The organism is Nocardioides sp. YJ-D4, from assembly GCF_054031495.1.
In genome coordinates this window covers 4,647,936-4,661,464 of sequence record NZ_CM132932.1, presented here as the reverse complement: position 1 = coordinate 4,661,464, position 13,529 = coordinate 4,647,936, and the positions used below count along the sequence as shown (strand labels likewise).

The 13,529-nt window shown below is 70.3% G+C and carries 13 protein-coding genes; 11 read left to right on the top strand and 2 right to left on the bottom strand.

Going from position 1 to position 13,529, the window contains the following annotated elements:
* Positions 1–11 precede the first annotated feature (11 nt).
* The 9 genes from ACW14X_RS22345 to ACW14X_RS22305 all read left to right on the top strand — a co-directional run bounded on the left by ACW14X_RS22345 (position 12) and on the right by ACW14X_RS22305 (position 8,837).
* Positions 12–542, top strand: a complete 531-nt coding sequence (locus ACW14X_RS22345) for a tripartite tricarboxylate transporter TctB family protein (RefSeq protein ID WP_350712996.1) — start codon at positions 12–14, stop codon at positions 540–542.
* A gap of 12 nt (positions 543–554) precedes the next feature.
* The gene (locus tag ACW14X_RS22340) at positions 555–2,093 is read left to right on the top strand and encodes a tripartite tricarboxylate transporter permease (RefSeq protein WP_160028032.1); all 1,539 of its coding nucleotides are present in this window, start codon (positions 555–557) and stop codon (positions 2,091–2,093) included.
* Between the two features lie 12 nt (positions 2,094–2,105).
* Positions 2,106–2,501 carry a universal stress protein gene (locus ACW14X_RS22335; protein ID WP_457163352.1) on the top strand — a complete coding sequence of 132 codons (396 nt, stop codon included), beginning with the start codon at positions 2,106–2,108 and terminating at the stop codon, positions 2,499–2,501.
* Positions 2,498–3,757, top strand: a complete 1,260-nt coding sequence (locus ACW14X_RS22330; RefSeq protein ID WP_160028028.1) for a glucarate dehydratase family protein — start codon at positions 2,498–2,500, stop codon at positions 3,755–3,757. Before ACW14X_RS22335 ends, ACW14X_RS22330 begins: the two co-directional genes overlap by 4 nt.
* A 139-nt stretch (positions 3,758–3,896) precedes the next feature.
* Entirely contained in the window at positions 3,897–5,087 is a 1,191-nt protein-coding gene (locus ACW14X_RS22325; RefSeq protein ID WP_457163351.1) for a hypothetical protein, read from the top strand.
* A 4-nt stretch (positions 5,088–5,091) separates the two neighbouring features.
* Entirely contained in the window at positions 5,092–5,616 is a 525-nt protein-coding gene (locus tag ACW14X_RS22320) for a TRAP transporter small permease (RefSeq protein ID WP_160028026.1), read from the top strand.
* A gap of 26 nt (positions 5,617–5,642) precedes the next feature.
* Positions 5,643–6,938, top strand: a complete 1,296-nt coding sequence (locus tag ACW14X_RS22315; RefSeq protein WP_457163350.1) for a TRAP transporter large permease — start codon at positions 5,643–5,645, stop codon at positions 6,936–6,938.
* 25 nt (positions 6,939–6,963) lie between these two features.
* Complete coding sequence (locus tag ACW14X_RS22310) at positions 6,964–8,016, top strand: TRAP transporter substrate-binding protein (protein WP_457163349.1); 1,053 nt, start codon at positions 6,964–6,966, stop codon at positions 8,014–8,016.
* Positions 8,013–8,837, top strand: coding sequence for an NAD-dependent epimerase/dehydratase family protein (locus ACW14X_RS22305; RefSeq protein WP_457163348.1), 825 nt, complete (start codon positions 8,013–8,015; stop codon positions 8,835–8,837). Before ACW14X_RS22310 ends, ACW14X_RS22305 begins: the two co-directional genes overlap by 4 nt.
* Before the next feature lie 102 nt (positions 8,838–8,939).
* Here the strand turns inward: ACW14X_RS22305 and ACW14X_RS22300 are convergent, their stop codons facing one another.
* Positions 8,940–9,623 (bottom strand): FadR/GntR family transcriptional regulator, encoded by a 684-nt coding sequence (locus tag ACW14X_RS22300; protein WP_457163347.1) that lies wholly within the window; start codon positions 9,621–9,623, stop codon positions 8,940–8,942.
* Positions 9,620–10,741 carry an L-talarate/galactarate dehydratase gene (locus ACW14X_RS22295; protein WP_160028018.1) on the bottom strand — a complete coding sequence of 374 codons (1,122 nt, stop codon included), beginning with the start codon at positions 10,739–10,741 and terminating at the stop codon, positions 9,620–9,622. Before ACW14X_RS22295 ends, ACW14X_RS22300 begins: the two co-directional genes overlap by 4 nt.
* Positions 10,742–10,817: 76 nt before the next feature.
* Here ACW14X_RS22295 and ACW14X_RS22290 point away from each other — a divergent pair, with 76 nt between their 5' ends.
* Positions 10,818–12,065 (top strand): alpha-hydroxy acid oxidase, encoded by a 1,248-nt coding sequence (locus ACW14X_RS22290; RefSeq protein ID WP_457163346.1) that lies wholly within the window; start codon positions 10,818–10,820, stop codon positions 12,063–12,065.
* Between the two features lie 32 nt (positions 12,066–12,097).
* Positions 12,098–13,498: an FAD-binding oxidoreductase gene (locus ACW14X_RS22285; protein ID WP_457163345.1), complete on the top strand. Its 1,401-nt coding sequence runs from the start codon at positions 12,098–12,100 to the stop codon at positions 13,496–13,498.
* Positions 13,499–13,529 lie beyond the last annotated feature (31 nt).

Below are 13,529 nucleotides of genomic sequence, written 5' to 3'. Positions count from 1 at the left end.
AAGGCATGACGATGAGCGACGAACGCACCCCATCTCCTGACCAGGACATCCTGGCCGAGATCCAGGCCGAGGTGGCCCACGAGCTGGAGGAGGAACGCCCTCCGGCCGGCGGACCGGTCTACCAGGTGGTGGGTGCGCTCGTCGCTCTCGTCGTCGGCATCGGGGGCGCGGTCCTCTCCTACGGCTACGGCCTGGGCTCGCTGCGCCAGCCCGGGCCCGGCCTGTGGCCGTTCGTGGTCAGCATCGCCATCACGCTGATGGCCGCGGCGCTGCTCGTCGTCGGCCGGCGACTGACCGACAGCGAGAAGTTCACCCGCTCCAGCATCCTCCCCGCGGTCGGCCTGGTCACCTTCATCGTGCTGGCCCTGCTGATGCCCGTGATCGGCTTCGAGATCCCCTCGCTGCTGCTGTGCGTCGTCTGGCTGAGGTTCCTCGGCGGCGAGTCCTGGCGCAGCACGATCATCACCTCGGTCGCCACGGTCGCCGCGTTCTACTTCCTGTTCCTCTACGGGCTGCGCATCCCGCTGCCCCACCTGTTCTGAGCGGAGCCCCCAGTGGACGTCAACGCATTCCTCGACGGCTTCGGGCTCGTCACCGAACCGCAGAACCTGCTCTACTGCCTGATCGGCGTGCTCATCGGCATGCTGATCGGCGTACTCCCCGGCCTCGGGCCGGCGGCCACGATCGCCATCCTGCTGCCGATCACCTACAGCATCGACCCCGTCTCCGCGATCATCATGCTGGCGGGCATCTACTACGGCGCCCAGTACGGCGGCACGATCACCTCGGTGCTGCTCCGGCTGCCAGGTGAGGCCTCATCGGTCGTCACCGTCTTCGACGGCTTCGCCCTCGCCAAGCAGGGCAAGGCCGGCACCGCCCTCGGCATCGCCGCGATCGGCTCCTTCGTCGGCGCGACCGTCTCCATCCTCGGCCTGACCCTGGTGGCGCCACTGATCGCCGGCTGGGCGCTCAACTTCGGTGACCCGGAGTACGCGGCACTGGCCCTGCTGGGCGTCCTGCTGGTCGCCACCATCGGCAACGGCAACAAGCTCAAGGCCATGATCGCGGCCGCGTTCGGTCTCCTGCTGGCCACCATCGGCCGCGACAGCTTCAGCGGCGCCGAGCGCTTCACCTTCGGCAGTCTGCAGCTCACCGAGGGCATCGATTTCGTGGTCGTCGCGATGGGTCTGTTCGGCGTCGGCGAGATCCTCTACAACCTCGAGGAGCGGCACGGGAAGCCCCACGTACCCGCCGCCGTGGCCAACATCTGGCCCTCCCGCAAGGACCTCAAGCAGTCCTCCGGCGCGATCGGCCGCGGCTCGGTGATCGGCTTCGTGCTGGGCGTGCTACCCGGTGGCGGCGCCGTGATGTCCTCGCTGGCCGCGTACGCCACGGAGAAGCGGATCTCGAAGCACCCCGAGCGCTTCGGGCGCGGTGCCATCGAGGGCGTCGCCGCCCCCGAGACCGCCAACAACGCGGCCGCGACCTCCTCGTTCATCCCGCTGCTGACCCTCGGCATCCCGGCCAACGCGTCGATGGCGATGCTCTTCGGCGCCCTGCTCATCCTCGGCATCTCGCCCGGTCCGCAGCTGGTCGAGGAGCGCCCCGACCTGTTCTGGGGCGTCATCAACTCGATGTACATCGGCAACCTGATCCTGCTCGTCCTGAGCATCCCGCTGGTCGGCATCTTCGTCCGCATCCTGCGGGTGCGGCCGGCGATCCTGGCCCCGATCACCGCGCTGATCACGATCCTGGGCGTCTACACGATCAACAACTCCACCTTCGACATCTTCGTGATGATCGTCTTCGGTCTGATCGGCTACCTGATGAAGAAGGTCGGGTTCGAGCCCGGCCCGCTGGTGCTCGCCTTCGTCCTGGGCTCGATCGTCGAGGACGGCGTACGCCGCTCCCTGCTGATCTTCGACGGTGACCCGACCGGGTTCTTCACCCGCCCGATCTCGGGCACCATCCTGGCCGCCTTCCTCCTGGTCGCCCTCTGGCCCGCCGCCAAGGCGATCCTGACCCGGCGCAAGGCCGCCACCGTCACCGCGGCCCCGGCCGAGCGCGACGACGCCGACACCCCGACCCGCTGAGAGAGGCACACCATGACCATCCTGATCGGCTACGTACCCACACCGGTAGGTGAGGCGGCTCTCGAGGCCGGCCTGGCCGAGGCGGCAGCACGCGGCGACGACGTCGTCATCGTGAACAGCCCGCGCCGCGGCGCCACCGTGGACGCCGACCTCGTCGACGAGGTCGCGGCCGCGAAGCTCGTCGCTCGCGCCGCCGAGGCCGGGGTGAGCGCCCGCGTCGACCACACCACGCACGGCGCCGACGTCGTGGAGACCTTCGACGGCCTGGTCGCCTCGACCGGCGCCCGGCTGATCGTGATCGGGCTGCGCCGCCGCTCGCCGGTCGGCAAGGCGCTGCTGGGCAGCGACGCCCAGCGCATCCTGCTCGACGCCGGCGTGCCCGTCCTCGCCGTGAAGCCGACCGCATGAGCCGCATCTCGAAGGTCGTCGTCACCCCGGTCGCGTTCGCCGACCCGCCGCTGCTCAACGTCGTCGGCGTCCACCAGCCGTGGGCGCTGCGCGCGATCGTCGAGCTGCACACCGACACCGGCCTGGTCGGCCTCGGCGAGACGTACGCCGACGAGACCCATCTCGCCCGGCTCGACGCCGTCGCCGCCGTCCTGCCAGGACGGGACCCCTACGACACCCACGGCCTGCGACGGCTCGTCGTCGACGTGCTCGGCAAGGAGACCGGCGGGGCGGGTGCCTCCTTCGGCGGCATGCTCGACGTCTCCTCCGCCGTCGACACCGTCTACTCCCCCTTCGAGGTCGCCTGTCTCGACCTGGTCGCCCGCGAGGCGGGCCGTCCGGTGAGCGACCTGCTCGGCGGCGCGGTGCGCGACAAGGTGCCGTTCAGCGGCTACATGTTCTACAAGTGGGCCGGCCACCCCGGTCAGCCCGACGACGAGTGGGGCGAGGCGCTCAACCCCGACCAGATCGTCGCGCAGGCGAAGCGGCTGGTCGAGGGCTGGGGCTTCGGCTCGCTCAAGCTGAAGGGTGGGGTCTTCCACCCCGACGACGAGTGCGCCGCGATCGAGGCGCTGCGCGAGGCCTTCCCCGAGCTGCCGCTGCGGCTGGACCCCAACGGCGCCTGGACGCCGGAGACGTCGGTCAAGGTCGCCGAGCGGCTGGCCGGCGTCGTGGAGTATCTCGAGGACCCCACGCCCGGGATCGAGGGGATGGCGCAGGTCTCGGCCCGCACCGACGTACCTCTGGCCACCAACATGTGCGTGATCGCCTTCGAGCACCTCAAGCCCGCGATCGCGGCCGACGCGGTCCAGATCGTGCTCTCCGACCATCATCTGTGGGGCGGGCTGCGCCAGTCGGCGCTGCTGGGCGGCATCACCGACACCTTCGGGATGGGCCTGTCGATGCACAGCAACTCCCACCTCGGCGTCTCCCTGGCCGCGATGGTCCACCTGGCCGCCGCGACGCCCAACCTGACCTACGCCTGCGACACCCACTACCCGTGGAAGACCCAGGACGTCGTACGCCCCGGGGTGCTCGACTTCGACGACGGCTCCATCGCGGTGCCGACGGGTCCGGGCCTGGGCGTGGAGCTCGATCGTGACCTCCTCGGCGTGCTGCACGAGCAGTACCTCACCTGTGGGGTGCGTCGTCGGGAGGACACGGTCTACATGCGTTCGTTCGAGCCGGACTTCACACCGAACACCTCGCGCTGGTAATCCCTTTCCAGCGATACCTCGACGGTATCGTCTGATGCGATAAGTGGCTTGGACACGAATCGCGCATCCTGACAGTCTCCTGTGACCGGGGCCACACTCGGCTCCGCCCCACAACCCTGGCTGGCAGGAGCAGACATCGGTGACTGAGATCGACTCGGGAAGGACCGGCACCGTCCCGGTCGTCGGATATGCCTACCCCTGGGACGTGATCGGCGATCCAGCCTTCGCCGATCGCGCCCGGGGTCTCGGCGTCACGAAGGTCGCCCTCGCCGCGGCCTACCACACCGCTCGCGCCGCGACCCCGCTCCACCCCGAGCACCGGTTCGTCGAGGCGCGCACCGCCGCGCTCTACCGTCCGGTGCGCGCCGAGGCGTGGGAGGGCGCCCGGCTGGTGCCGCCCGCGGCGACCTGGGTCGCGGCCGAGGATCCGTTCGGGGAGGCCGCCGCCATCCTCGCCGAGGCCGGCTTCGAGGTCGCCGCCTGGATCGTGCTGACCCACTCGACCCTCCTCGGTGAGGCCAACCCGGACCTCGCGGTGGTCAACTGTTGGGGCGAGCCCTACCCCTACGCCCTGTGCTCCCGCCACGAGGACGTCCGCCGCTACGCGGAGACCCTGGCCGCCGAGGCCGTACGCGACACCCCGGCCAGCACGGCCATCCTGGAGGCCTGCGGCCAGCTCGGCTTCGGCCACGGCGGACACCACGAGAAGACCGACGGGGCCTACGACGCCGCCACCCAGCAGCTGCTCTCGATCTGCTGCTGCGCGGCCTGCCGCGAGGACTGGGCCGCCCGCGGGCTCGACCCCGCGGCAACCGTGGCGACGCTGCGTTCCGCGACCGGAGTGGATGCCGCCGGCACGACGGTGGACGCAGCGACTCTGGACACGATCCTCGCCTCCCGCCACGCCGCGGCCGACGAGCTCCGCCACCGGGTGATCGCGGCCGTCCGTGAGGCCTCCCCGGACATCGTCGAGATCGCCCTGCACGCCCAGCCCGACCCCTGGGCCACCGGTGCCAGCCCGGGCCTGACCCCAACGACGGCCGACGACGTCGACCTGGTCGTCTCCTTCTGCTGGCCGACCACCGAGGCCTCGGTGGAGACCGGGCGCCGGCTCGTCGAGGCGGTCTCCGGAAAGGCAGCGGCCGCTGCGTACGTCACCGTTCTCCCGCCCACCACCGAGGACGCCTTCGGTGGCCATGTGCGGGCACTGGTCGATGCCGGGATCGACCAGATCCACCTCTACCACCTCGGTCTGGCGGGTGCGGACAGGCAGCACCTGCTCGCCGAGGCGACCAAGGTCCCCACCACCGCCGCGACGAGGACGGAATGACGGTATGAACACCCGCAACGAGAACGGAACGCTCAAGCGCGCCTGGCGCGCGGTCGACACGGTCTTCGAGGCCTTCTGCATCCTGTGCCTGGTCGCCACGCTGCTCATCGTGCTGTGGCAGGTGTTCAGCCGTGAGCTGCTGAGCAACTCGCCCAGCTGGAGCGAGGAGACGGCCCGCATCCTGCTGGTCTGGATCGGCTTCCTCGGCGCCGCGATCGGCTTCCGCGAGGGCGCCCACATCGCGGTCACCTTCCTGGTGGACAAGTTCCCGGCGACGCTCCAGGCGGTGATCGACCGGTTCGTCCAGGTGCTGCTGCTCGCCTTCGGGCTCTTCCTGGTCGTCCAGGGAAGCCAGTTCGTCATCGACGCCCAGACGGCGACCCTGGCCGGCACCGGGCTCCCCCGCAGTGTCCTCTACCTGATGATGCCGGTCGCCGGCGCCATGATCCTCCTCTACACCGTCCTCCAGGCCTTCGGCATCAGTACCCAGCGGTACGCCGAGCCTGACGATGCAGCCGAGCTCGGCTGAGCCGCCGAAAGTCGAAGGACTCCCCCATGCCCATCGATCCTCTTGCCATCGCCATCCTGCTGGGTGGCTTCGCCGTCCTCGTCCTGCTCCGGGTCCCGGTCGCCCTCGCTCTCGCCCTGGCCGCCATCTTCGAGGCCCTCTACATCGGTCTTCCGCTGACCACCGTCGGCCAGCGGATGGTCGCCGGTCTCGACACCTTCGCCCTGCTGGCCATCCCGTTCTTCATCCTCGGTGGCGAGATCATGGGCACAGGCGGCATCTCCCGCCGCCTGATCGCCCTGGCCGGACTGCTCGTCGGCTGGGTCCGCGGCGGCCTCGGGATGGTCAACATCGGCGCCAGCACCTTCTTCGGCGCCCTGTCCGGCTCCTCGGTCGCGGACGTCTCCGCGATCGGGTCGGTGACGATCCCGATGATGAAGAAGCGTGGCTACGACACCGACTACGCGGTCGCCGTCACCGTCTCCGGCGCCACCCAGGCGGTCATGATCCCGCCGAGCCACAACCTGATCATCTACTCGATGGCCGCGGGCGGCGTCTCGATCGGCGCCCTGTTCACCGCCGGCGTCATCCCGGGGCTCCTGCTCGGTGCGTCGCTGATGGTGATGGCCTACATCGTGGCAGTCAAGCGCGGCTACCCGAAGGAGGAGCTGGTCCCGCTCAACGACGTACCGAAGATCGTCGCCGAGGGCCTGCTCAGCCTGCTGATGCCGGTGATCATCCTGGGCGGCATCCTGAGCGGCATCTTCACCGCGACCGAGTCGGCGGCGATCGCCTGCCTGTACGCCTTCATCCTGACCTTCTTCGTCTACCGCGACCTGCCGCTCAAGGCGATGATCCCGATCCTGCAGAGTGCCCTGCGCACCCTCGGCGTGGTGCTGTTCATCATCGCGGCGGCGGGTGCGTTCGGCTACTTCCTGGCGTTCCTGCAGGTGCCGGCGCTGGCCACCGACGCCCTCCTCGGCATCTCCGACAACATCGTCGTGGTCCTGCTGCTGATCAACCTGCTGCTGCTCGTGCTCGGCGCGATCATGGACATGGCCCCGCTGATCGTGATCATGACGCCGATCCTGCTGCCGGTCGCCACGGGGCTCGGCATGGACCCGGTGCAGTTCGGGATCATGCTCGTCTTCAACCTGGCCATCGGCCTGATCACCCCGCCGGTCGGCAACGTCCTCTTCGTCGGCTGTGCCATCGGACGTACGTCCATCGAGAAGGTCATCAAGATGGTCGGCCTCTTCCTCATCCCGATGCTCATCGTCCTGCTGCTGATCACGTACGTCCCGTTCTTCTCGCTCGCCCTCCCCGATGCGCTCGGCCAGTAACTCCCCCTCTGGAAAGGAACCACCCGTGAACACCTCATCCCCCACGCCGGTCGCCCGGCGCTCCCTGTTCAAGGCAGGCGCCTTCGGCGCCGCGGCCGTCGCCGGCGGCCTCGCCCTCAGCGCCTGTGGCGGCGGGTCACTCGCCGGCAGCGGCGGAGGTGGCGGCGGCTCGAAGACCTTCAAGCTGGCCGAGACCCACCCCGACGACTACCCGACCACGCTGGGCGACAAGAAGTTCGCCGAGCTGGCCGAGAAGTACAGCGACGGCCGGATCAAGATCCAGGTCTACCCCAACGCCCAGCTCGGCGAGGAGTCCGACGCGATCGAGCAGGTGCAGATGGGCTCGATCGAGATGACCCGGATCAGCTCGGCCCCGATGGGCGAGTTCGTGCCCGCGATGGGGCTGTTCAGCCTGCCGTACCTCTTCGACGACGCCGACCACCTGTGGCGCTTCCTGGAGAGCGAGAGCGGCAAGAAGCTGCTCGGCGAGGCCGACGGTGCCGGCTTCAAGGGTCTGGGCTACTTCGACCCGGGCGCCCGCAGCTTCTACACCTCGAAGAAGCCGATCAAGGCGCCGGCGGACGTCAAGGGACTCAAGATCCGGGTCCAGGAGTCGCAGGTGCAGATCGACTTCATCAAGGCTCTCGGCGGCTCCCCCACCCCGATGGACTACGGCGAGGTCTACAGCTCGCTGCAGAGCGGGCTGCTCGACGGTGCCGAGAACAACGAGCCGTCCTACTTCTCCGCGTCCCACTACGAGGTCGCGAAGAACTACACCCTCGACCGGCACATGCGCGTCGCCGAGGTGCTCCTCATCAACAAGGACACCTGGGACGGGCTCGACTCCCAGGACCAGGAGGCGCTCCAGAAGGCCGCCGACGAGGCCGCCCCGTTCCAGCGTGAGAAGTGGGACGCCCAGGTCGAGGCCGACCTGGAGAAGCTGCGCGGGGAGGGCGTCACGATCAACGAGATCAGCGACCTCGCCCCGTGGCGCGAGGCCACCAAGTCCGTCATCGACAAGCACGGCGCCGACCTGGGTGAGTACATCACCGCCGTCGAGGAGCTGCGCACCGCATGACGCAGACGATCCTGATCACCGGGGCCAACGGCGGCGTCGGGAGGCTGATGCGCACCCGCCTGGCGGGCGAGGGCCGGGTGCTTCGCCTCCTCGACGTCGTACGTCCCGAGGAGCCCGCCAAGGGCGAGGCCGTCGAGGTCATCGAGGCGTCGGTGACCGACGAGGCGGCGATGCGCGCCGCCTCCGAGGGCGTGGAGGCGATCATCCACCTCGGCGGCATCAGCGTCGAGGCCCCGTGGGACGACATCCTCTCGGCCAACATCGACGGCACCCGGGTGGTCCTGGAAGCCGCCCGGGACGCCGGGGTGGCACGTGTGGTGCTCGCCTCGAGCAACCACGCGGCCGGCTTCTACGACCTCGATGACGCACCCGCCGCGGGGCTGGCCGCCGACGCCTTCCCACGACCGGACACCTACTACGGGGTCAGCAAGGTCGCGATGGAGGCGCTCGGCAGCCTCTTCCACGACCGCTACGGCATCGACGTGACCGCGTTGCGGATCGGCTCGTGCTTCGAGAAGCCGTGGGACCGCCGCTCGCTGTGGACGTGGATGTCGCCCGACGACGGTGCCCGGCTCCTCGAGGCGTGCCTGGCCACTCCCGAGCCCGGCTTCCGGGTGGTGTGGGGCATCTCCCGCAACACCCGGCGCTGGTGGTCGCTGGAGGCCGGCGAGGCGATCGGCTACCACCCGCAGGACGATTCCGAGATCTACGCCGCCGAGCTGCTCGGCGACGCGATCGACGACGGCCCGCAGGGCCCCGAGGAGCGCCTGGCCGGAGGGAAGTTCTGCTTCACCCCGCTGGGCGAGCACCAGAAGAAATAGACCCCCATGGGGAACGGGTGGTCCGGCTGTTGCCGGGCCACCCGTTCTCCTTTTCAGCGGGTCAGGAGTCTGCGTGGGCCCGTGCAGTGGCTCCGGATGTGATCACTGCCGAAGACGGCGGCGGGTGCTGCCCAGATGCACCCGCATCGCGGCCCGGGCGGTGTCGGCGTCACCGGCGAGGATCGCGGATGCGATGTTGTCGTGCTCGCGCTGCACCCGCTCGACGTGGAGCGCGTCGCTGGGCGAGTACGCGTCGCCGAGCCGGGTGCGGGGCAGCATGATCATCATCGGGCCCAGCGAGTCCATCAGGTCGAGATAGAAGCGGTTGCCGGTCGCGGCCGCGACAGCGCGGTGGAAGGCGAAGTCGGCCTCCACCGCTCCGTCGGGATGCGCAGTGGCCAGCGCGGCGAGCGCCTCCTCGATGGCGCGCGAGCCCTGCTCGTCGAGGTGGGCGGCGGCCAGGGCCGCCGCCTCACACTCCACACCGAGCCGGAAGTCGACCATGTCGAGCACGTCGTGCTGGGTGCGGATCGCGGAGGACTCCAGCGCGAACGGCGAGGGCTCCGGCACCGCCAGGACGTACGAGCCGCGCCCCTGGAAGGTCTCGACCAGGCCTTCGGCACGCAGGCGGGTGACCGCCTCGCGCGCCACCGTCCGGGACACCCCGTAGGTCGCGACCAGGTCGGACTCCGAGGGCAGCTTCGCCCCAGGAGCGAGGTCTCCGGCGAGGATCTGGTCCTTGATCCCGGAGACGACGCGGTCGGCGAGCCCGGCACTGATCGTCATGCCGAGAACTTAGCGCTCTCGACGGTGAGCTTGCGCATCTGGTCGCTGAGCGTGAAGCCGAGACCCGGACGGTCCGGCACCCACATCTGGCCGTCGTGGATGTCGATGCGCTCCTCGAAGAGCGGGTTGAGCCACTCGAAGTGCTCGACCCACGGCTCGGTCGGGTAGGCCGCGGCCAGGTGCAGGTGGATCTCCATCGCGTAGTGCGGCGCGAGCGCCAGACCGGCGTGGGCGGCAAGGGTGGCGAACTTCAGGAACGGGGTGATCCCGCCGATGCGCGGCGCGTCGGGCTGCACGATGCCGCGGTAGCCGGCGTCGATGAGCGCCATGTGCTCGGGCACCGAGGTCAGCATCTCGCCGGTCGCGATCGGGGTGTCGAACGTACGCGACAGGTCGGCGTGGCCGACCGCGTCCCAGGCGTCGAGCGGCTCCTCGATCCAGATCAGGTCGAACTGCTCGAGCTCACGGCACATCCGGCGGGCGCGGGCACGGTCCCACTGCTGGTTGGCGTCGACCATGAACGGCGTGTCGCCGAGGTGCTCGCGCAGTGCGGCGACGCGGCGCAGGTCCTCGGCCCAGTCGGGCTGGCCGACCTTGATCTTGATGCCGCCGATGCCTGCCTCGAGCGAGGCGGTGGCCTTCTCCTTGATCTCCTCGACGCTCGCCTGGAGGAAGCCGCCGGAGGTGTTGTAGACGCGGCAGGAGTCGCGGTGGGCGCCGAGCAGCTTGGCCAGGGGCAGGCCGGCACGGCGCGCCTTGAGGTCGTAGAGCGCCACGTCGAGGGCGGCCACGGCCTGGGTCGCGACGCCACTGCGGCCGACCGAGGCGCCGGCCCACATCAGCGACTCGTAGATCTTGGCGATGTCGGAGGGGTCCTGGCCGATGGCGACCTGGGCGATCTCCTTGAGGTGGGCGTACTGCGCCGGGCCACCGGCGCGCTTGGAGTAGCTGAAGCCCATGCCCTCGAAGCCCTGCTCGGTGGTCACCTCGACGAAGAGCAGCACGGTCTCGGTGAGCGGCTTCTGCCGCCCGGTGAGCACCTTGGCGTCACTGACCGGGTTCTCGAGCGGGAGGACGACGTGGGAGAGGGTCAGTGACGTGATGCGGTCGGCGGCCATGGCGGGATGCTCCTCGATGGGCTAAGTTGTATGACAAGTTCAGAACTTATCCGATGAGTGGTGAGGAGTCCAGAGCGTGGCCGCCGATTCTCAGGTTGTCCGGCAGTTCGTCCGGCAGGTCCCCCGATGGCGCGATCTTGCGCCCTTCCTGCGACCGCGGCCGTTCCGGTGGCGGGCGGCCGACCGCAGGCTGGCCCGCTGCCTCAGCGTCGACGATCTGGAGCGGGCCGCGCGCCGGCGGGTGCCGACGGCGGTCTGGGACTACGTCTACGGCGGCTCGGACGGCGAGCACGCGATGCGCCGGAACCGGGCGGCCTTCGACCGTGTGGAGCTGCGGCCCACGGCCTTCGGTCAGGTAGGCGATCCGGAGGTGCGTACCTCGTTCCTCGGGCGGCCCGCGGCGGCACCCATCGTGCTGGCCCCGACCGGCTACACCCGGCTCAGCCACCACACCGGTGAGCGGGCGGTCGCAGCGGCGGCGGCCGCTGCCGGACTGCCCTACACGCTCTCGACGTACGCGACGACCTCGATCACCGACGTCGCGCACGCGGCCCCGCAGGGACGCAACTGGTTCCAGGTCTACCTGATGAAGGACCGGGCGGTGACGCTCGAGCATCTTGCCGAAGCTGCCGAACAGGGCTACGAGGCGCTGATGCTGACCATCGACACGACCGTGACGGGGATGAAGCGCAAGGACAAGCTCAACGGGTTCGCGATCCCGCCGCAGCTGAGCCTGCGTACGTTCGCGGACATGACCCGCCATCCCGGTTGGGTCGCCAACATCCTGACCACCGAGCCGCTGCGGTTCGCGACATTCCCCGAGGGGTCGCACTACGGCCGCTGGGGCATGTCCAACGAGCTGCGCGAGCAGGCGATCCGGCCCTCCGACATCGGCTGGCTCAAGGAGCACTGGGACGGCCCGGTGGTGGTCAAGGGCGTGCTCTCGGTCGCCGACGCGGTCGCCTGTGTCGAGGCCGGGGCCGACGCGCTGGTGCTCTCCAACCACGGCGGCCGTCAGCTCGACCGCGCCCCGGTGCCGCTGGAGCTGCTGCCCGCGGTCGTCGACGCGGTCGGCGACCGGACCGAGGTGTACGTCGACTCCGGCGTCCGCTCCGGCGGCGACATCGCGGCGGCGCTCGGCCTCGGCGCCTGCGGCGTGGTGATCGGCCGGCCGTACCTCTACGGCCTGATGGTCGCCGGGCGTCAGGGCGTCGACGCCACCCTGACGCTGCTGATCGAGGAGCTGCGGCGGGCGATGTGCCTGCTCGGCACCCCCGACATCGCCTCGATCGGCCCCGAGCACGTCCGGCTGCGGTCCTCATGACTGCGGCCGTCCCCACCGATCGAAGGAGAACCGTGACCACCGATCTCGTCCACGACCTGCGCACCGCCCTCGGCGAGAGCGCCGTGCTGACCGATCCGGCCGACATGGCGGCGTACGTCACCGACTGGACCGGCAGCTTCACCGGCACCGCCCTCGCGGTGGTGCGCCCGGCCTCGACCGCCGAGGTCGCCACCGCGGTCCGGCTGTGCGCGGAGGCCGGCGTCGGGGTCGTCCCGCAGGGCGGCAACACCGGCCTCGTCGGCGGCGGCGTACCGGACTCCGGAGGCGACCAGGTGGTGCTCTCGCTCGGCCGGATGCGTCGCATCCGGGAGATCGACCCGGTCGCCGACACCCTCACCGTCGAGGCCGGCACCGCGCTGGCGACCGTCCAAGAGGCCGCCAGAAAGGCCGGGCGGCTCTTCCCGCTCTCCCTCGGCTCGGAGGGCTCGTGCACCATCGGCGGCACGGTCGCGACCAACGCCGGCGGCACCGCGGTGCTGCGCTACGGGATGATGCGCGAGCTGGTGCTCGGTCTCGAGGTCGTGCTCCCCGACGGCCGGGTCTGGGACGGCCTGCGGCCGCTGCGCAAGGACAACACCGGCTACGACCTCAAGCAGCTGTTCATCGGCTCCGAGGGCACGCTCGGCGTCGTCACCGCGGCGGTACTGCGGCTGCTGCCGGCGACGCCGCGCCGGGCGACGGCGTTCGTGGCGCTGGAGTCGGTCTCGGCTGCGACCGAGCTGCTTCCCCTGCTGCGCGAGCACGGCGGCGGGCAGCTGACCACCTGGGAGCTGCTCGGACGCCAGGCCGTCGACCTGGTCCTCGCCCACCTGCCGGGGGTCCGCGACCCGTTCTCGGACCGGCACGAGTGGTACGGCCTCGTCGAGCTCGCCGGCACCTCCGCCGACGTCGACGAGCGGCTCGAGTCGGCTCTCGCGGCGGCTGCCGAGGAGGGGCTGCTCCTCGACGCCGTGGTCGCGGGCAGCCCCGCTCAGCGCGAGTCGCTGTGGGCGCTGCGCGAGGGCGTCTCGGAGGCGCAGAAGAGCGAGGGTGCGACCCTCAAGCACGACGTCACCCTGCCGATCACGGCGCTGCCCCGGTTCGTCGCCGAGGTCGGGCCGCTGTTGCTGGAGGCGCTGCCTGGGCTGCGGCTGGTGACGTACGGACACATCGGGGACGGCAACCTGCACTACAACATCTCCGCCCCCGTCGGCGACGATGCGGCGCTCCGCGCTCGGGCGAGCGCACTGACCCGGATCGTCTACGACGCCGTCGCCGCGCTCGGCGGCAGCATCTCCGCCGAGCACGGGATCGGGACGCTCAAGCGGGATGCTGCCGCTGCGTACAAGACCGGTGTCGAGGTCGATCTCATGCGCGCCGTGAAGCAGGCGATCGACCCCGACGGGGTCATGAACCCTCGCAAGGTGCTGTGAGGCTTCCGGTCTCCAGGATCTGCCTGAAGCA

Bases quoted from the DNA above. Each gene is read 5' to 3' on its own strand.
- ACW14X_RS22300 (WP_457163347.1), bottom strand. From the start codon at position 9,623: ATGACGATCAGTGCCGGGCTCGCCGACCGCGTCGTCTCCGGGATCAAG.
- ACW14X_RS22305 (WP_457163348.1), top strand. From the start codon at position 8,013: ATGACGCAGACGATCCTGATCACCGGGGCCAACGGCGGCGTCGGGAGG.
- ACW14X_RS22320 (WP_160028026.1), top strand. From the start codon at position 5,092: ATGAACACCCGCAACGAGAACGGAACGCTCAAGCGCGCCTGGCGCGCG.
- ACW14X_RS22330 (WP_160028028.1), top strand. From the start codon at position 2,498: ATGAGCCGCATCTCGAAGGTCGTCGTCACCCCGGTCGCGTTCGCCGAC.
- ACW14X_RS22315 (WP_457163350.1), top strand. From the start codon at position 5,643: ATGCCCATCGATCCTCTTGCCATCGCCATCCTGCTGGGTGGCTTCGCC.
- ACW14X_RS22295 (WP_160028018.1), bottom strand. From the start codon at position 10,741: ATGGCCGCCGACCGCATCACGTCACTGACCCTCTCCCACGTCGTCCTC.
- ACW14X_RS22345 (WP_350712996.1), top strand. From the start codon at position 12: ATGAGCGACGAACGCACCCCATCTCCTGACCAGGACATCCTGGCCGAG.
- ACW14X_RS22335 (WP_457163352.1), top strand. From the start codon at position 2,106: ATGACCATCCTGATCGGCTACGTACCCACACCGGTAGGTGAGGCGGCT.